The 18,219-nt window shown below is 70.4% G+C and carries 15 protein-coding genes and 1 pseudogene; 6 read left to right on the top strand and 10 right to left on the bottom strand.

Features of this window, described 5'->3' with window-relative positions; translation table 11 throughout:
• Positions 1–504 precede the first annotated feature (504 nt).
• Positions 505–1,974, top strand: coding sequence for an HNH endonuclease signature motif containing protein (locus FRAEUI1C_RS15240; RefSeq protein ID WP_232425438.1), 1,470 nt, complete (start codon positions 505–507; stop codon positions 1,972–1,974).
• A 9-nt stretch (positions 1,975–1,983) separates the two neighbouring features.
• Here the strand turns inward: FRAEUI1C_RS15240 and FRAEUI1C_RS15235 are convergent, their stop codons facing one another.
• Together FRAEUI1C_RS15235 and FRAEUI1C_RS15230 are read right to left on the bottom strand one after the other, a co-directional pair.
• Positions 1,984–2,904 (bottom strand): LLM class flavin-dependent oxidoreductase, encoded by a 921-nt coding sequence (locus FRAEUI1C_RS15235; RefSeq protein ID WP_497006522.1) that lies wholly within the window; start codon positions 2,902–2,904, stop codon positions 1,984–1,986.
• 458 nt (positions 2,905–3,362) lie between these two features.
• Complete coding sequence (locus FRAEUI1C_RS15230; RefSeq protein WP_232425437.1) at positions 3,363–4,481, bottom strand: NAD(P)/FAD-dependent oxidoreductase; 1,119 nt, start codon at positions 4,479–4,481, stop codon at positions 3,363–3,365.
• A gap of 131 nt (positions 4,482–4,612) precedes the next feature.
• Here FRAEUI1C_RS15230 and FRAEUI1C_RS15225 point away from each other — a divergent pair, with 131 nt between their 5' ends.
• The gene (locus FRAEUI1C_RS15225) at positions 4,613–5,467 is read left to right on the top strand and encodes a helix-turn-helix domain-containing protein (protein ID WP_013424198.1); all 855 of its coding nucleotides are present in this window, start codon (positions 4,613–4,615) and stop codon (positions 5,465–5,467) included.
• A 288-nt stretch (positions 5,468–5,755) separates the two neighbouring features.
• Positions 5,756–6,225, top strand: a pseudogene (locus FRAEUI1C_RS15220) (cupin domain-containing protein); the annotation flags it as partial.
• Between the two features lie 318 nt (positions 6,226–6,543).
• Here FRAEUI1C_RS15220 and FRAEUI1C_RS15215 read toward each other — a convergent pair.
• Positions 6,544–7,032 (bottom strand): beta-class carbonic anhydrase, encoded by a 489-nt coding sequence (locus FRAEUI1C_RS15215; protein WP_013424197.1) that lies wholly within the window; start codon positions 7,030–7,032, stop codon positions 6,544–6,546.
• 489 nt (positions 7,033–7,521) lie between these two features.
• On the opposite strand from FRAEUI1C_RS15215, the gene FRAEUI1C_RS15210 reads away from it, so the two are divergent.
• The gene (locus FRAEUI1C_RS15210; RefSeq protein ID WP_013424196.1) at positions 7,522–8,484 is read left to right on the top strand and encodes a TauD/TfdA dioxygenase family protein; all 963 of its coding nucleotides are present in this window, start codon (positions 7,522–7,524) and stop codon (positions 8,482–8,484) included.
• Between the two features lie 60 nt (positions 8,485–8,544).
• Here the strand turns inward: FRAEUI1C_RS15210 and sigJ are convergent, their stop codons facing one another.
• Together sigJ and FRAEUI1C_RS15200 are read right to left on the bottom strand one after the other, a co-directional pair.
• On the bottom strand, positions 8,545–9,504 hold the full coding sequence (sigJ, locus tag FRAEUI1C_RS15205) for an RNA polymerase sigma factor SigJ (RefSeq protein WP_013424195.1): 960 nt from the start codon (positions 9,502–9,504) through the stop codon (positions 8,545–8,547).
• 171 nt (positions 9,505–9,675) lie between these two features.
• Positions 9,676–10,275, bottom strand: a complete 600-nt coding sequence (locus tag FRAEUI1C_RS15200; protein ID WP_013424194.1) for an ATP-binding protein — start codon at positions 10,273–10,275, stop codon at positions 9,676–9,678.
• Positions 10,276–10,443: 168 nt separating this feature from the next.
• On the opposite strand from FRAEUI1C_RS15200, the gene FRAEUI1C_RS15195 reads away from it, so the two are divergent.
• Both FRAEUI1C_RS15195 and FRAEUI1C_RS37575 read left to right on the top strand, forming a co-directional pair.
• Positions 10,444–11,298 carry a helix-turn-helix domain-containing protein gene (locus FRAEUI1C_RS15195; protein ID WP_013424193.1) on the top strand — a complete coding sequence of 285 codons (855 nt, stop codon included), beginning with the start codon at positions 10,444–10,446 and terminating at the stop codon, positions 11,296–11,298.
• Positions 11,299–11,342: 44 nt separating this feature from the next.
• On the top strand, positions 11,343–11,540 hold the full coding sequence (locus tag FRAEUI1C_RS37575; RefSeq protein WP_013424192.1) for a DUF397 domain-containing protein: 198 nt from the start codon (positions 11,343–11,345) through the stop codon (positions 11,538–11,540).
• 101 nt (positions 11,541–11,641) lie between these two features.
• On the opposite strand, the gene FRAEUI1C_RS15190 is transcribed toward FRAEUI1C_RS37575, so the two are convergent.
• From FRAEUI1C_RS15190 to FRAEUI1C_RS15175, 5 genes are all read right to left on the bottom strand, one after another.
• On the bottom strand, positions 11,642–12,538 hold the full coding sequence (locus FRAEUI1C_RS15190) for a potassium-transporting ATPase subunit C (RefSeq protein WP_013424191.1): 897 nt from the start codon (positions 12,536–12,538) through the stop codon (positions 11,642–11,644).
• 2 nt (positions 12,539–12,540) lie between these two features.
• Positions 12,541–14,682, bottom strand: a complete 2,142-nt coding sequence (kdpB, locus tag FRAEUI1C_RS15185) for a potassium-transporting ATPase subunit KdpB (protein WP_013424190.1) — start codon at positions 14,680–14,682, stop codon at positions 12,541–12,543.
• Positions 14,683–16,344 carry a potassium-transporting ATPase subunit KdpA gene (gene kdpA / locus FRAEUI1C_RS15180; RefSeq protein WP_013424189.1) on the bottom strand — a complete coding sequence of 554 codons (1,662 nt, stop codon included), beginning with the start codon at positions 16,342–16,344 and terminating at the stop codon, positions 14,683–14,685.
• Entirely contained in the window at positions 16,345–16,434 is a 90-nt protein-coding gene (kdpF, locus tag FRAEUI1C_RS39560; RefSeq protein WP_063747987.1) for a K(+)-transporting ATPase subunit F, read from the bottom strand.
• Positions 16,435–17,011: 577 nt separating this feature from the next.
• A complete protein-coding gene (locus tag FRAEUI1C_RS15175) occupies positions 17,012–18,187 on the bottom strand; it encodes a hypothetical protein (protein WP_013424188.1) in 1,176 nt (391 codons plus the stop codon).
• Positions 18,188–18,219 lie beyond the last annotated feature (32 nt).

The following is an 18,219-nucleotide window of genomic DNA, read 5'->3' as shown; positions in this document are numbered from 1 at the left end:
CGGCACGATCCTTCGCGGCGGTTGACCTACACCACCTCCACACAGGGATACAGCCCGGCACGGGGCTTGGCGGTACGCCTTTCGAGGCGGCCGTGGCCCGACGCCGACGGCGGCAGGTGACGGCCGCCGTCGCCAGCTGATCGATAACCGGATCCTTCCCCGGGGCCATGACCCCGCTGGCCGATCACGATGGCGCGGGAACCTCCCTGGCCTCCAGGTGTCACCTCCGCACCCACGAAACCCGGGCTGTACATCAGCCCCGGCGCCCTCAGCAACCTTGCTGCGACCCAGAGGCTGGCACCGGCCGGTTAGCACACTCATCCCAGCGATCTGGCCCGACGTCGATTTTCAAAACACAATCTGCTGAACACCGCCGCGACCCGTGAACCCGCAACCAAACCCGTCAAATGAGCAGCCCACGAGAATGCGCGGCATTTCCGTCAATGATCAGGGAGTGAAATTTCCGGCGCTTGCGCTTTCCCGATATCGAGCTACCATTGACGCATGTTCGATACGCCGGACGGCCGCGACCCGCCGTCCCATGGGGAATCAGTTTGCCAGCTCCTCGATCGGCCGTTCTTTGGCCTGTCGCCACAGGCAACGCAGAACCGACCCGCCGCTGGCCGCGGGCCCGCCGCCGGCGACGTTGCCGGTTCTTCATTCGCCACTGCCGTCCTTTCGTCGGATCGCCCGCCCACCGAGAACCTTCTCGGGAGGCTGGGGTCGGTGGACGGTGTGTTCGACGAGGTGCTGGCTGGGCTGGCGGGGTGTGACGCGTCGGAGACGTTGGCGCTCGCGGCCAGGCTTGCCCGGCTGACCGCCAGGCTGGAAGGCCTGACGGTCCACACCCACGTCCACCTCGCCCGCCAACGCCCGCCGAACCCCGCCGCAGGGGAGGCAGGCGAGCCGTACTCGTCCGTCGCCGCCGACGAGCTGGCCGCGGAGCTCGGGCAGTCACCTCGCACGATGTCCAGCCGGCTGGCGACCGCCTGGGACATCGCTCATGATCTTCCGGTCGCGCTGGCCGACCTGGCCGCGGGCCTGCTCGACCACACCCGGCTCGCGGCGCTGCACGGGCTCACCGTCTGCCTCACGGCCCGGCAACGCGCCTTCGTCGAGGCGACGATGCTCGCCGGCAGCAGGCTTGCCTCCCCACCCCAGTGGCGCCGCAAGATTCACCGCCTTGTCGCCCGGCTCGACCCGGATGCCGCCGCCAAACGCCGCCGCCGCGCCCACACCGAACGCCGCGTCGCCATCGATGCGCTCGACGACGGCATGGCCTGTCTGACAGCGGTCCTCAGCGCCGAAGACTCCCAAGCGATCTACGATCGAATCAATCAGATCGCCCGTACCGACGCCCGTACCGACGGCGATAGCCGCTCGATCGACGCGCGCCGCGCAGACGTTCTCGCCGCGCTGCTCCTGGGTAACCGGCGCGAACATGTCACCGTCGAACTCCAGGTCATCGCCTGCGTCGGCACCCTCGCCAGTTTGGACGAGAATCCCGCAGAGCTCGTCGGATACGGCCCCATTCCCGCGAGCGTCGGTCGCGCGCTGGCCGCCGATGCCCACTGGCGTCGCGTCCTGACCGATCCCGAAACCGGAACCGTCCTAGACCTCGGCCACCGACGAGTGCCCACCCCCGCACTGGCTCGCCTCGTGCGTCACCAACAGACTCGGTGCGTGTTCCCCGGCTGCGGTATGCCCGCAACCCACGCCGACCTCGATCACACCGTCGCTCACACGCATGGCGGCCGCACCGCCCTGGACAATCTTGGCCTCCTTTGTAGACGACACCACCGCGCGAAGCATCGCCGAGACGGCTGGCGCCTCGACCAGCTCCAGCCTGGCGTCTTCACCTGGACGAGCCCGACCGGTCGCACCTACCGGGTCGACAGCACCAGCGACGAGGAAGGCGGCCGTCCTGCCGACAACACGCACAGTAGGCCCACATCGAATTCCGCCTTCGGCTGATAGCTCGTACTAGGCGATCGCGGCGCGGACTCTCGGGACGATCTCCGTGGCCCAATTTTTCAGGGATGTGGGGTCCGGCGTCCCGCCGCCCGGCGAGAAGAGCAGAAAGCCCGCGGCATCATGTTCGCGCACGGCGACGGTCAGTTCGTCGGCCCATTGGCCGACCGAGCCGCCTATCCAGCGACCGTCGCGGTCACGGGTACTGGGCAGTGGGCGGTCCGTTATCCGGCCGGGCAGGTTGAAGACGGTCCGGATCTGACCTGGGTCACGGCCCACGGCCGCCGCCGCCTCGTCTATGACCGGGCGCGAGGTCCGGTACCGGTCGCTGAGCCAGTCCGCCGCGTGGCCGGGGATCCAGCCGTCGGCGACCCGCCCCGTCACGGCGAGGGATCTCGGGCCGACGGAGCCCGTCCACACGGGGGGCGGGGGGACGGGCGCCGGCGTGATCTGATCGACCCGGTAGTGGCGGCCGTGGTAGGTCACCGGCGGGCCGCCACCCGACAGCAGTCTCACCAGCACGATCGCCTCCTCGAACGCCACGACGGCGTCGGCCGGTGAGAGCCTGGGAACCCCCAGGTCGGCGATCCGGTCCCACCGGCCGCCGGCTCCGACGCCGAGGACCAGGCGGCCGTCGGAGAGCGCGGACAACGCGGTCACGGTCCGGGCCAGCAGGGCGGCGGGCCGCGTCGGCAGGTTGGTGACGTTGGCGAAGCCCGCGAGACGGTGGGTACGCCCCAGGATGAAACCGATGGAGGCGTAGGCGTCCAGACGCTCGCCGAGGTAGGGATGATCCGAGAGCGAGAAGAGATCGAGACCGTCGCGATCGGCCTGTCGTGCCAGCGTCAGCAACTCGGGCCCGGTGTCGAAACCGCTGTGCGCCCCGAAGCCGAAGACGACGTCGCCTAAAGCCACTGTGTCGTCCGAAACCACTGCGCCGTCCGAAACCACTGCGCCGTCCGAAACCACTGCGTCTTCTGAAACCACTGCGCCGCCTAAATCTACTGTGTCGACTAAAGCCACCGTGTCGCCTAAAGCTACTGCTTCACCTAAAGCCACCCTGTCACCTAAAGCCACAGTGTCGCCTAAAGCCGCAGCGTCGCCTAAAGCCGCAGCGTCGCCTAAAGCTACTGCTTCACCTAAAGCCACCCTGTCACCTAAAGCCACAGTGTCGCCTAAAGCCGCAGCGTCGCCTGAAGCCGCAGCGTCGCCTAAAGCTACTGCTTCACCTAAAGCCACCCTGCCGCCTAAAACCACTGCGTCACCTAAAGCCACCGTTTCGCCTGAAGCCACCGTGTCACCTAAAGCCACAGGGTCGCCTAAAGCCACCTTGTCGCCTGAAGTTACTGGCTTTCCTTCCGTGCGGCGGGCCGAACCCTGAAAGGCGCGGTTCAGGCGGCGGTGGGACCGAACTGTGCGGTGAAGCGGCCGGTGAACAGGTCGACGCCCTTGTAGTCGGCCACCGTGGCGGCCGGGACGACCGCCGGGCCCTCCGGCGTGGGCATCTGACCGACGCCGCCGCGCGGTCCGAGCGGCAGCAGAATGATGGGGTGCGGCAACGGCTGATAGGTGGCCGTGGGCGGTTCGCCCCGCAGTTGCGCGGTGATGTTCTCCACGACGACCTCCGCGTGGCGCAGGGCATAGGCGGCCAGCTTGTCCTCGGCGATATCGGTGAGGTCGCCGACCGCATAGACGCGGTCATGCCCGGCGACATTCAGGGTGTCGGTCACCGCGACCTGGCCCCGCGCGCTGAGCGTGGTGAGCCGGCCGTCGCCCAGGTAGTCGTTGTTGGGACGCGCGCCGTAGGCCTGGAACCAGATGTCCGCGGCGATCTCGACGCCTTCGGTCGTGGTGACGACGAACGGCTCGGCCCGGCCGGCCTCGGTCGCGGGCAAGGTCGTCAGGCTGGTTCCCAGGCGCAGGTCAAGGTCCAGGTCATCGAGCTGGCGGTGCAGGTCCTCGCGCAGGCCCGGCTCGAAGGTCGGCAACAACGTCTCGGCGGGGTCGACGATGGTCACCGCCTTGCGCGGCCAGACGTCCTTGATCTCGCCGGCGAGCTCCAGGCCGACCGGCCCCGCGCCGACGATCAGCACCCGATCGGCGTCGGCCAGCTCCTTGTGGGTGCGGCGCAGGTCCGCCAGGCCGTCCTCGGTGCCGTCCGACCGGGGCTTGGCCGGATAGGCGTAGCTGGAGCCGGTGGCGAGGACCAGGTAGTCCGCGTGCACACGCCGGCCCGAGGACAGGGTGACCCCGACGGCGTCCACCGAGATCGCCCGGTCGCGAATCACCGTCCCCGCGGTGAGCAGGGTGGCGAACGGAAAGAAGATGTTGGCGGCCCAGGTCGGCTGGGCCAGCGCCCGCAGCGACCCGGCGGCGTTGACGAAGGAGTCCCGCGGGTCGATGAGGACGACCTCGGCCCGCGTTCCAGCGCCTTGGCGACCGCCGCGCCGCCATAGCCGCCACCGACGACCACAACCGTACTGCTCATGATTCCCAGCCCCCTGCGCCAAAGATTCGGTCCCGACGTCCGTCGGGCCTCTTTCGGCGACTCTGTCCAACGACCGGCCACCCAGGAAGGCCGCGCTGAGAGTGGTAGTGACAGGGACACCACGACAGCCCGGGAGGTTGTTACGGTCAGGCAGTGAGCGACAACGAGCTCGGGCTTTTCCTGCGCACGCACCGTGAGGCGCTCAGCCCGGCCGAGGTCGGCCTGCCCGCGGGTCCGCGTCGCCGCGCCACCGGGCTGCGCCGCTCCGAGGTGGCGACCCTCGCCGGTGTCAGCGTCGAGTACGTGATCAGGCTGGAGCAGGGACGCGACCGCCGGCCGTCGCCGCAGGTGCTCTCCGCCCTCGCCGAGGCGCTCCGGCTGACCACCCGGGAGCGCGTGCACCTGCACCGGCTGACGAAATCGGCCGACCCGGGATTCACCTGCCGGGGCTTTGGCGACCCGGCCCGCACCGTCCGCCCGACCGTCCAGGCCCTGCTCGACCGCCTTGAGCCAACTGCCGCGGTGCTGCTGAACCTGCTCAGCGACGTCCTCGCGCACACGGCCGGTTATCGGCGGCTCGTCGGACCGATGGGGCTGTTGGAGGCGGCGCAGCCCAACCTCGCCCGGTTCCTTTTCACCGACGTCAGAGCCCGCGCGGCGTACCCCGACTGGGATCATGTCGCCGACGAACAGGTCGCGGCCCTCAAGCAGGGCCCGTTCCGGGCTCGCCCGGACCTGGCAGCGCTGGCGGACGAGCTGACGGTCACCACCGGCGAGGCCTTCACCCGCCGGGTCGACACGCTTCCCGGCCTCCCGAAGGCCAGCGGCGTCCTCCGGCTGGCCCATCCCGGCGCCGGTGCGCTTCGGCTCGCCTACGAGACCCTTGAGCTCTCCGTCGACGACGACCAGCGCCTGGTCGTCTACCTGCCCGCCGACACGGCGACGGCCGCCGCGCTCGACGAGCTCAACCGCGACCGACCCCAGCCGCTACGCCTCGTCAGCCGGTGACCGACCGCGGGCGTTCTCGCGTCCCCCACACGGGAGCGGCGCCTCGCGGCGCAGTCGTTCCTACGTGGTAGTCGTGGATCCCCGGTTTCTTCGACCACCGCGTAGGAATGGACGTGCGGCCAGCCCGTCCTGTCGCCGCCGAGCGGGGCTGGTCCCCGAAACACGCTGAGGAGGCCCATAGTGCCTGATCAAGCAGCGGCCTCGTCCGACCCGACGGTCACCGCCGAGGGGGCGCCCCCTGCCGAGGGGGCGACCGGCTCCGAGGGGGCGGCGGCCGGGCAGGGCGAGCCGACGCGGCCGGAGCTCGACGCCTTCCACCGCCGGCTCCACCAGGTCCGCGCCGCGGGCTGTCGGCGCACACCGCGCAGACCGAGGGGATGCGCCGGGTCGAGGCACTGTCCGGCACGACCGTCGGCACCGAGCGGCTGTGGATGGGCCAGACCCACGTGGCGCCGGCGACCCGGTCGGCCAACCATCACCACGGGGTGTCCGAGACCGGGATCTACGTCGTCTCCGGGCATCCCGCGTTCGTCTTCCTGCGGGAGGACGAGGAGATCCGGCTGGAGACCTCGCCCGGCGACTACATCTACGTGCCGCCGTGGGTCCCGCACCGGGAGGAGAACCCGGACCCCGACACCGAGGCGGTGGTCGTCATCGCCCGCACCACCCAGGAGGCGATCGTCGTCAACCTCGCCGACCTGCGCTGGCGCGGACCGGCGAGGACCGCGGACGGCGGCCGCACCTGGCACACCGACTGAGCAGAGCCGACTGAGCAGAGCCGACTGGACAGAGCTGGCTGACAGAGCCGACCGAGCAGAGCCGACCGGACAGAGCCGGCCGAACAGGGCCGGCTGGACAGGGCCGGCCGCACAGAGCCGGCTGGACAGCGCCGGCTGAGGACCCCGGCCAAGCTGGTCCGCCGAAGCGGCGACGAGCGCCTTTCCTCGCCGTGGCCACGTGGGCGGGGCGCGAAGGATCCACGTCAGGGACCGTCGGAGTCGCCACCCACATCCACGGCCATCCGTAGCCGCGCCCGGCCCTGGCCGCACCGGGCGCGGCCGGTCGTCGCGGGTCGGTCAGGAGACCTCCTTGAGCAGGCCGGTCGCGACGTCGAAGACGAACCCCCGGATCGCGTCCCGGTGCGGGACGAAGGGGCTCGCCTTGATCCGCGCGATGGACTGCCGGACGTCCTCGTCCAGGTCGGGGAACGCCTCGGCGGCCCATTCCGGCTTGATCCCGGTCTCGTCCTGGATCGAGCGCTTGAAGTCGTCGTCGGTGAAGGTCAGCATGCCGCAGTCGGTGTGGTGGATCAGGATGATCTCGGTCGTGCCGAGCAGTCGCTGGCTGATCGCGAGCGACCGGATCTCGTCGTCGGTCACCACGCCGCCCGCGTTGCGGATGACGTGCGCCTCCCCGTCGGCGAGGCCGAGGATCCCGTAGACGTTCAGCCGCGCGTCCATGCAGGCGACGACGGCAACGTTGCGGGCGGGCGGCAACGGAAGCGGCCCGACGAAGCTCTGCGCGTAGGCGGCGTTGTTGGCCAGGTACTCGTCCGTAACGGACACGGTTCCCCCAGTGGCTAGCGCGTTTTCCCATCTTTTACACCGATGAAGTGAAGTTATCCCTCCGCGCGATGTCAACCCGCTGCGGGCGACCCGGCACTCCCGAGCCAGACCCCGCCGCGCCCGCCCAACCGCACGTCACCGGCCCTCGCGGGCCCACACCGTCCGACGCGGCGACGGCCGGAAGGATCACAGCCGTCGCCGGCGGCAGCCAGCCGCTCGGCCCCGAAGTCGCATTCGCGCAACACTCATCTTTCTCTATCGAATTAATGGACATCTCGCTGATCCGGGGCCTACTGTCGCGCAGCGGCGGGATCGCGCCTCGGACCCCGCGGGCCGCCGAACCCCCGCGTGCCTCCGTACCCCGCGTGCTTCCTGTCCGCGCGCCGGCCTGCCCGTCGCCCGACCGCTCCCCCGCCGCCGCCGACTGCCCCGGGGAGGCTCCCGGCGTCCGTCCACGCACCTGATCGACCCGCTGAGAAGGAGTGACCAATGACCGTCGACACCGCGCCGGCTCCCGTGACGCCCGCCGTCGAGCTCGACATCCGGCCGCTGACCGTCCGGATCGGCGCCGAGATCAGCGGCGTCCGGATCGGCGGTGACCTGGACGCCGCGACCGTCGCGGCGCTGCGGGCGGCGATCCTGCGGAACCGGGTCGTGTTCTTCCGCGACCAGCACCACCTCACCCCGGAGATCCAGATCGCGTTCGCCCGGCTGCTCGGCGAGCTCACCCAGGCCCACCCGTCGCAGGCCCCGCTCGACGGCTACCCGCTGGTGCACGAGCTCGACGCCTCCAAGGGCGGCCGCGCCGGCGCCTGGCACACGGACGTCAGCTTCACCGACCGGCCGCCGGCGTTCTCGGTGCTGCGGGCCGTCGAGATCCCGCCGGTCGGCGGCGACACGATCTGGGCGAACACCGTCGCGGCCTACGGGGACCTGCCGGCCCCGCTGCAGCACGTCGCGGACGCGCTGCGGGTCTACCACACCAACCAGCACGACTACGGTCTGCGTCTTCAGGACCTCGACGGCCTGCCCGAGGTGTTCAAGGAGCGGTTCTTCGAGTTCCGCTCCAAGGAGTTCGAGGTCGAGCACCCGGTGGTGCGGGTCCACCCCGAGACGGGCGAGCCGTCGCTGCTGCTCGGCGGGTTCGTCAAGCAGCTGACCGGGGTGAGCCAGGAGCAGTCGTTCGACCTGCTGCGCACCTTCGCCGACGCGGTCGCCAAGCCGGAGAACACCGTCCGCTGGCACTGGCGGACCGGCGACGTCGCGATCTGGGACAACCGCGCCACCCAGCACTACGCGATCAACGACTACGCCGACAGCCCGCGGATCGTGCACCGGGTCACCGTCGCCGGCACCATTCCGGTCGGCAGGGACGGACGCCCGAGCGTCTCCCGGGCCGGCGACGCGAGCGAGTACTCCCCGATCGGCACGGTCCCCGCGTCGGCCGGCTGACCAGCGCAGCGCCATCGCGAGGCGGGCCGCGGACCCAGGCCGTGACCCGCCTCGCCGGCGTCAGACGTCGCGCGGATCGCGGGGCTCATGGGGCTCGCGGGACTCATGAGGCTCATGGGGCTCATGAGGCTCATGGGGCTCGCGGGGCAGCTTGTCCGGGGCTACCACGAGGTCGAGGCGAGCGACCCGGCCGCCGGCGACGGTCAACGCGACGACGGCGACGAGGCGTCCCGCCTCGTGCACCGCGAAGCCGGGCGCCCCGTTGACCCGCACCAGCTCGATCTCGCTGCCCAGCTGCCCCTTCGCGAGGACGCCGAGGACGAAGCGCGCGACCTTGTCGGCCCCGTGGATCGGCCTGCGGGCCGCCGTGACGAATCCGCCACCATCGCTGACGAGCACCACCTCGGGGTCCAGAACGGCGATCAGTGTCCCGAGGTCGCCCGAGCCGGCCGCCGCCGCGAACGCCTCGACGACGCGGCGGTGCTCGGCGGGATCGACCACCGGGCGCCCGGCCCGGTCGTGTACGTGCCGACGGGCCCGCGAGGCGAGCTGGCGCACCGAGGCAGGGGTACGGCCGACGATGTCGGCGACCTCGGGGAACGGCAGGCCGAACAGGTCGTGCAGCACGAACGCGGTTCGCTCCGCGGGTGTCAGGGTCTCCAGCACGACGAGCAGCGCGTAGCTGACCTCGTCGTCGAGGGTGACCCTGTCCGCGGGGTCGCCCTGGTCAGGGGCCACGGTGGTGAGGACGGGCTCGGGCAGCCACGGGCCGACGTAGCGCTCGCGGCGCACCCGGGCCGAGCGCAGGACGTCGACCGCCATCCGCGACACGGTGACGACGGCCCAGGCCTCGGGGTCGCGGATCGGTTCCTCACGATGGTGCGCGACCAGGCGCAGCCAGCAGTCGGCGACGACGTCCTCGGCGTCACCGCGGGAGCCGAGGATCGCGTAGGCGACGCGCACCAGCCGCGGCCGCGCGGCCTGGAAGGCGACGGCCAGCGCCTCCTCGTCGGCGCTCACGAGGCCGGCCCGGATGTCCGCGCGTTCGCCAGCTGGACGGTCGCCGCGCCCTGTCTGCCGAGTACCACCCTCATCGCCCACCATCCTGCGCCCGAGACCGGTGCCGCTGACGAGGACGAGACAGGCCGGCCAGATGTGACACCCAGGCCGGACGGCTGGAGACGTCCGGGCTCAGACGAGGTCCAGGCGACGGCGGACCCGGCCCAGCAGGGCGAGATCCGGCAGGGCGAGACCGGATCGCGGGTGCGGGGACGACTCGGCCTGCTCGGGCCCGACCCGGGGTGTGGGCAGCCGGATTGGGAGGCCGACCGGCGCCGCGGCGGACGCGAGGGCGATCTCGAACCAGACGACCTTGCCGTGCGGCCGGCCGCCGTCGGTGGCCAGGTGGTGCCCCCACCGTTCGGCGAGGCCCTCGACGAGCATCAGGCCACGGCCGCTCTCGTCGTCGGGGCCCGGGTCACGTGGCGTCGGCGGGCGCGGGTCGGCGTCGGCCACCTCGATGAGCAGCCGGTCGCGGTCGGCGGTCACGCCGACCTCGACGCAGCCGACCAGCCCGCCGTCAAAGCGTTCGGCGCCCGCGCAGGCGTCGATGGCGTTGCCGACCAGCTCCGAGGTCAGCAGCTCGGCCACGTCCGCGGCCTGCGCCAACCGCCACTCCCCGAGGACGCCACGGACGAAGTGGCGGGCCAGCGGGCACGCGGCCGGGTCGGCGGGGAAGCGGAAGACGGCGACGTGGGGCGCGGCCGGCGGGCCGGTCTGGCCACTGGTCACGCTGCACCGCCCTCCCCTGATCTGGCGAGACTTGCGGCGCACACCCCGACACCGCAGCAGCATTGATGTTGTGCCAGGGTGGCGCAGGCCACATCATCCTTCTGCCCGACAGGAAGATGCAAGCTATGCACCTTCATGTCGGGCGGCCACACAGGAGGAGACCACACGATGCCACCGCGCCGTCCTGCTCCCACGGTCCGCCTGCGCCGCCTGGCCGCCGAGCTGCGCCGCCTGCGCACCGACGCGGGCCTGACCCGCGAGGAGGTCTCCTCCCGCACCAACATCGACCCGGCGACGCTCTACCGGATCGAGACCGCCCGCGCGCGCCGGCCCCAGAAGCGCACCCTCCTGGCGATCCTCGCGTTCTACCAGGTCGACGAGCAGGCCCAGGAGGAGCTGCTGGCCCTGTCCCGCGAGGCCGACCGCCAGGGCATGCTGCTGCCGTACCACGACGAGCTTCCCGAGGAGTACGCCACCTACATCGGCTTCGAGGGCGAGGCGCGGACCATCGCGACCTACGAGTCGCTGTTCGTCCCGGGCCTCCTGCAGACCGAGGACTACGCTCGCGCGGTCGTGACCGGGGTCCTGCCCACCGCGAGCGCGGACGAGATCGAACAGCGGGTGCGGGCCAGGATCGACCGCCAGGCGCTGCTGAACACCGCCGACCCGCCACGCTTCTGGGCGGTCGTCGACGAGGCCGCGCTGCGCCGCGCCGTCGGCGGCGCCAAGGTGATGAGCGCCCAGCTGGCCCGCTTGGCCGAGGCGGCGGCGAAACCGAACATCACGGTCCAGGTCATCGCGTTCTCCGCGGGCGCGCACCCCGGCATGCCCGGGTCGTTCATCCTGCTCGACTTTCCCGACCCGGCGGATCCCGCAGTGGTCTACATCGACTCGATGGCCGGCGACCTGTTCCTTGAGGCCGACGCGGAGATCCGTCGATATCGCGCAATCTTCGACAGTCTACGCGCCATCGCTCTCGCCCCGGCCGACAGTCGACAACTGCTGACTGACCTGGGCCGATAGGCTGTAGACGGAACAGGTTGGGGGGCACCGGAAGGAAGGACGAAATGACTCATCCGCATCTGGTGTGGCGCAAGAGCAGCCACAGCAGCGGTAATGGCGCCTGTGTCGAGGTAGCCGCCCTCCCAGACGGCGGTCGCGCGGTCCGCGATTCCAAGGATCCCGCCGGACCGGTCCTGCAATTCACGCCGGCCGAGTGGACGGCGTTTGTGGCGGGTGCCCGGGACGGCGAGTTCGACAGATAGTGGTCTCCGGCCGGGCGCCCGTCGGACTTCGTCGGGCCGCCCGGCCGAACATTCTCGTAGTGGTCCAACTCGCAGTGGTCTCTATGTTGACCTCTCGGCCACTAACGGGCCGCCTTGTCGAGCGTGAGATTCAGGTCGAGCACGTTGACCGTGGGCTCCCCCATGAATCCCAGCGCGCGGCCGTCGACGTGTTCCGCCACCAGCCGCCGGACCGCGGCCGGGTCGAGGCCGCGGGCCTTGGCCACCCTGTTGACCTGCAGGTAGGCGTAGGCGGGTGAGATGTCGGGGTCGAGACCACTGCCTGAGGCGGTGACGGCGTCCGGCGGGACCGGGTTGCCGGTGCCCTTGCCCGGGCCCCTGACCGGCACGAGGATGCCGGCCGCGTAGTCCGCGCCGAGTGTGGCGCACTCGACCTTCACGCCCTGATAGGTCGCGACGAACGGGGTCGCGGGGCATTCCTCGTTGATGCTCACGACGCGGGTGATGGTCCCGGCCGTGCCGGCGGTCCGGAACACCGACAGCACCGCGCCCACACCGTTCGCGGTGCAGTACGGCCGTCGTCCGTCGACGCCGTCGAGGTCACCGACCGCCTTGCTGCGGGCGCAGACCTGGGTGAGCAGGCTCTGCTTGGACTCGTCGACGTCTGTGGTCGCCGGGTCGTCGAAGGTGTCGACCAGGCTCTCCGGGCCGAGGTTGGACGCGGACGTCGACGTCGGGTCGTAGCCGGCGCCGGCCGCCGAGGGCCGGGGCTGGAAGTACTTCGGGATCGGGTTGCCGTCCTTGTCGGTGAACAGCTGGCCGAGCTCGGCCGAGCCGACGACCTGGCCGGCGGCGTTCGTGACGAGGGAGCCGTTGGCCTTGTCGTGCAGGCCGGGGAGCTGGGCGATCCCGGTGATGGCCAGCGGGTAGGCGATGCCGGTCAGGACGGTCAGCACGAGCAGGACGCGCAGGGCGGCGAGGTGCTGGCGGACGAAGGAGGGTAGTCGGCTGGCGGCCATGGTTACCGCGCTCCTGGGATGAACTGGATGACGAGGTCGATGAGCTTGATCCCGAGGAACGGGATGACCAGCCCGCCGAGGCCGTAGACGTAGAGGTTGCGGCTGAGCATCTTCGACGCGCCGCCGGGGGTGTAGCGCACGCCGCGCAGGGCCAGTGGGATGAGCGCGATGATGATCAGTGCGTTGAAGATGACGGCGGACAGGATCGCGGACTGCGGGCTGTGCAGCCGCATGATGTTGAGCTTGTCCAGGCCCGGGTAGATGGCCGCGAACATCGCGGGGATGATCGCGAAGTACTTCGCGACGTCGTTGGCGATCGAGAACGTGGTCAGTGCCCCGCGGGTGATGAGCAGCTGTTTGCCGATTTCGACGATCTCGATGAGCTTCGTCGGGTTCGAGTCGAGGTCGACCATGTTCCCGGCCTCCTTGGCGGCGGAGGTGCCGGTGTTCATCGCGACGCCGACGTCGGCCTGGGCGAGGGCGGGGGCGTCGTTGGTGCCGTCGCCGGTCATCGCGACGAGCTTCCCGCCGGCCTGCTCCCGCTTGATCAGCGCCATCTTGTCCTCGGGCGTGGCTTCGGCGAGGAAGTCGTCGACACCGGCCTCGTCCGCGATGGCCTTCGCGGTGAGCGGGTTGTCCCCGGTGATCATGACGGTGCGGATGCCCATCCGGCGCATCTCGTCGAACCGCTCCCGCATGCCCTGCTTGACGACGTCCTTGAGCTGCACCACCCCGAGAACCCGGGCGGTCCCGCCGACGGCTTCGGCGACGAGCAGGGGGGTGCCGCCGGCGGCGGAGATGCCGTCGACGATCTCCCCGGTCTCGGCGGGGACGGTGCCGTGCTGTTCGCGGACCCAGGTGATGACCGCGGCGGCGGCGCCCTTGCGGACCTGGCGGGCCGGGCCGGTGGTGTCCGCGTCGAGGTCGACGCCGGACATGCGGGTCTGCGCGGTGAACGGGACGAAGGTCGCGTGCAGCAGCTCGCCGGGACCGCGTTCGCGCAGGCCATAGGCCGTCTTCGCGTGGACGACGATCGAGCGGCCCTCGGGCGTCTCGTCGGCCAACGAGGACAGCTGCGCGGCGCTGGCGAGGTCGTCCGCGCCGGTGTCGCCGACCGGGAGGAACTCCCGCGCCTCCCGGTTGCCGATCGTGATCGTGCCGGTCTTGTCCAGCAGCAGCGTGTTCACGTCGCCCGCGGCCTCCACCGCGCGCCCGGACATGGCCAGCACGTTGCGCTGCACCAGCCGGTCCATGCCGGCGATGCCGATCGCGGACAGCAGCGCGCCGATCGTCGTCGGGATCAGGCAGACGACCAGCGAGGCCAGCACGATGCCGGTCACGCCGTGGCCGTTCAGCGCACTCGTGTCCGGGACGCCCGGCAGCTGCGCCTTGGAGTAGATCGCCAGGGGCTGCAGCGTCGCCACGGCCAGCAGGAAGATCACCGTCAACGCGGCGAGCAGGATGTTCAGCGCGATCTCGTTCGGGGTCTTCTGCCGGTTCGCCCCCTCGACCAGGGCGATCATCCGGTCGATGAAGCTCTCGCCGGGCTTCTGGGTGATCCGCACGACGATCCGGTCCGACAGCACCCGGGTCCCCCCGGTCACCGCGGAACGGTCGCCGCCGGACTCGCGGATCACCGGCGCGGACTCGCCGGTGATCGCGGACTCGTCGACGGACGCGATGCCCTCGATGACGTCGCCGTCGCCGGGGATGAACTGGCCGGCCTCGACCACGACGACGTCACCCTGGCGTAGCTGGGGCGCGGGCACCTCCTCGATCCCGCCGCCGGGGCCGCGCCGGTAGGCGATCGTGTCGGTCTTCGTGCGGCGCAGCGCATCCGCCTGCGCCTTGCCGCGGCCCTCCGCGACGGCCTCCGCGAGGTTCGCGAACAGCACCGTCAGCCACAGCCAGACCACGATCAGCCAGCTGAACGCCGAGGGATGCGCCACCGCGAGAACGGTCGTGTAGATGGCGCCGACCTCGACGATGAACATGACCGGGTTACGCCACAGGGTGCGCGGGTCGAGCTTGCGCAGCGCCCCGGGCAGCGAGCGCCACATCATCGCCGGGTCGAGCAGGCCCCCCTGGATTCGCCGGGGGCCGGTGGGCGGCGCCGGCGTCTCCACGAGCGTGGTGGTGGACATCTAGTGCAGCCCCTCCGCGAGCGGCCCGAGCGCGAGCGCCGGGAAGTAGGTGAGAGCGACGACGATCACGGTGACGGCGACGAGCATCCCGACGAACTGCGGGCGATGCGTCGGCAGCGTGCCCGCGGTCGCGGGTACCTGCTGCTGTGCGGCGAACGACCCGGCCAGCGCGAGGACGAAGATCATCGGTAGGAACCGGCCGAACGCCATCGCGAGGCCGAGCGCCGTGTTGTACCAGTCGGTGTTCACCGTGATACCGGCGAACGCCGAGCCGTTGTTGTTGCCGGCGGACGTGAACGCGTAGAGCACCTCGGACAGGCCGTGCGCCCCGGTGTTCAGCATCCCGGCGCGTTCGCCGGGCAAGGCCATGGCCACCGCGGTCCCGGTCAGCACCACGAGCGGGGTCGTGAGGATGTACAGCGAGGCGAGCTTGATCTCCCGGCTGCCTATCTTCTTGCCGAGATACTCCGGTGTTCGCCCGATCATCAGCCCGGCGACGAAGACCGTGATCACGGCGAGTACCAACATGCCGTAGAGCCCGGATCCGGTGCCGCCCGGCGCGACCTCGCCGAGCATCATGTTGAACAGCAGGGTCGCGCCGCCGAGGCTTGTATACGAGTCGTGGAACGAGTCGACGGCGCCGGTCGACGTCAAGGTGGTCGCGGTGGCGAAGGTCGCCGAATCGGGCACGCCGAACCGGGTCTCCGTACCCTCCGAGGCCGCGCCGACGGCCATCGGCACGGTGCCGTGGTGCACCCCCTGAAACGCCAGGTTGAGCGTGACGCTGCCGAGTGCCAGCACCGCCATCACCGCGACGATGGCCAGGCCCTGCCGGGTGCTGCCGACCAGCTTGCCGAAGGTCCGCGGCAGCGAGATTCCGATCATGAGAATCAGGTAGATCTCGAACCAGTTCGTCCACGCCGTCGGGTTCTCGAACGGATGCGCCGAGTTGACGTTGTAGAACCCACCACCGTTCGTCCCCAGCTCCTTGATGACCTCCTGGCTGGCCACCGGGCCACCGGTGATGGACTGCTGGCCACCGGCGAGTGTCCCGACGGTCCGGGTGCCATGAAGATTCTGGATCGCGCCGCCGGCGATCAGGACGACGGCCGCCACGATGCTGATCGGCAGCAGAATCCGCACGACCGTCCGGACGAGGTCGACCCAGAAGTTCCCCAACGTGTCCGACTTCTTACGAGCCAGGCCACGGACCAGCGCGATCGCGACCGCGATTCCAACCGCCGCCGACGCGAAGTTCTGCACCGCCAGGCCGGCCATCTGGACCGTGTGACCCATCGTCGACTCGCCGGAGTACGCCTGCCAGTTCGTGTTCGTCACGAAACTGACCGACGTGTTCCACGCCAACGCCGGCTTGACCGCCGGGAAGCCCAGTGCCAGCCACAGGTGGTTCTGCAGCCGCTGGAACAGGTACAGGAACAGCACCGACACGGCCGAGAACGCCAGCACACTGCGGGCGTACACCGGCCACCGCTGCTCGGAGTCGGGATCCACACCGACCAGCCGGTAGATGCCACGCTCGACCCGCAGGTGCTTGTCGCTGGTGAAGACCCTGGCCATGTAGTCGCCGAAGGGCCGATAGGTCAGGACGAGCGCCACCACCAGGATGGCGATGAAAAGGATGCCCGCACCGTTCGCGCCCATCTAGAATCGCTCCGGGAACAGCATCGCGGCCACGAGGAAGAGAGTGAGGCCGACCGCGAGGACGAGGCCGACGATGTTCTCGGCGCTCACAGCCTCTCGACCGCCTTGACGACCAGCCCGAGCACCGCGAACACCGCGAGGGTGAGCAGCACAAAAACGAGGTCTCGCACCTCGAACGCCTGCCTTTCCACAATCTTTCGACACGACCGACTTATCCGCGCAAGGCCGCGGGCGGGTGGGCGCTGGGCACCGGCGGCGCTTCTTCCGTTCGAATCACGCGCCACCTCCGTCTTACGTCCACCGCACCGGCCCCCGCGCGGCAACGGTCAGTATCGGCGCGGTTGTCCGGCATCGGCCGGCTCGTTGACGCCGTATTGACGCCGCGCCGGCAAACGTCCACGCGCCGCGTACGGAACGGTCGTGTGAGCACATTTCGGGGCAGGGCGGGGCGTTGGTTTGGACACACCTGGCGGCCGTGTCGGGCGCCGCTGCCGAGCCACGATCGCGGCCGGCCTGCGGCCCACGGTCGCGTGCCGCGGAGCGGGGAGATCACTCCCGGCGACCGCTGGCGGCGCGCCGGTGGGCGGCGCGCCGGTGGTGAGGCGCACAACAGGTAGGCCCGGCCGCGCGAGGGCGACCGGGCCTACCTGACGGCGGTGGGAGCAGGTCAGGACCAGGGAATCCAGGCGGTCCGCACGTGGCCGTTGCCGTTGTTGTCGCTCGGCTGGAAGTAGGACAGCATCAGCTTGGTGGCCGTACTCGACTCGGGATGGCCGATGTAGGCCCGGCACAGGCCTCCCGGGCCGGTGGAGCTGGTGCACGGAACGGCCGCGGTGAACTGCGGCGTGAACGGCCCGGTCGGGCTACTCGCGGAGAACACCGTGATGTTTCCGCCGATGTCGTCCTGCTCGATCACGACGAACGGTGATCCGGAGAACGCCGGATACCGGTGGACGTCGAAGCTGGCCGGGGTGATCGGCGTGAAGCCGCCGGACGTGGCGGCCAGTGTGCTGAACGTGTAGTTACGCGGGTCCAGCCAGCGGTGGCCGCCGGTCTGGTTGCCGGAGTTGTACGCCGCCAGCGGGGTGCTGCCCAGCGTGACCTTCGCGACCTGGACGGTCCCGGCCGAACAGTCGCCGAAGACGGCGTTGGTGCAGGTGCCGGCGTAGAGGTAAAGAGAGCCGTTGTAGACCACCGGCGAGCCCAGGATGCGGTTGCCCGCCAGCGGGCTGCCGGTGAAGATGCCACTGCCGCCGACCGGGCTGTCGTTGCTGAAGGTGTTCGTCGTGTAGTCGTAGTCGACGATCCGGAAGGCGAGCGGCGTCGAACCGTTCGCGTTCAGGCAGACCAGCACGTACGGAATGATGAGAATCGGGTTCGGCGACGACGTCGGGACCGACGCGACCCCGCTGGCCCAGGTGGCGAGGGTGCCGCCGGCGCAGGAGAACCCGGACGGGTTCGGGATGAACTTCACCAGGTTGTTGCCCGAGGCATCGGTGAAGTCGCCGAACGCCGACTGGTTCGGCGCGGTGAACGCCTGCGCGGTGCCCGCGGTCGTGCCGGTGATGTACTGGCCGGTCGGGCTGACCGCGGTGTCGCAGAACAGCCACAGCACGCCGATCGCGTTCGCCTGCGGGACACCGGTGAACCCGCAGTCCCGGGAGATCTGGTAGCCCTTGTTCACCTCCAGCGACGACACCACCTGGCCGATGTCATTGACGGTCCGGGTGGCCGCCGACGCCGACAGGGCTGTGCCGACCGTATACGCCAGAATGACCGCTAAGAACGTGCTGACCATGGTGAGGGTGAGGCCGGAATGTCGGCGCTGGCGCATGGCACGCATGGTGCGTCTCCTCGATGGTCGATCGCGACATG

This window comes from Pseudofrankia inefficax (assembly GCF_000166135.1).
GTDB classification, from domain to species: Bacteria; Actinomycetota; Actinomycetes; order Frankiales; family Frankiaceae; genus Pseudofrankia; species Pseudofrankia inefficax.
The sequence above is the reverse complement of the archived record's forward strand: the minus strand, read 5'-3'. Positions and strand labels throughout refer to the sequence as shown.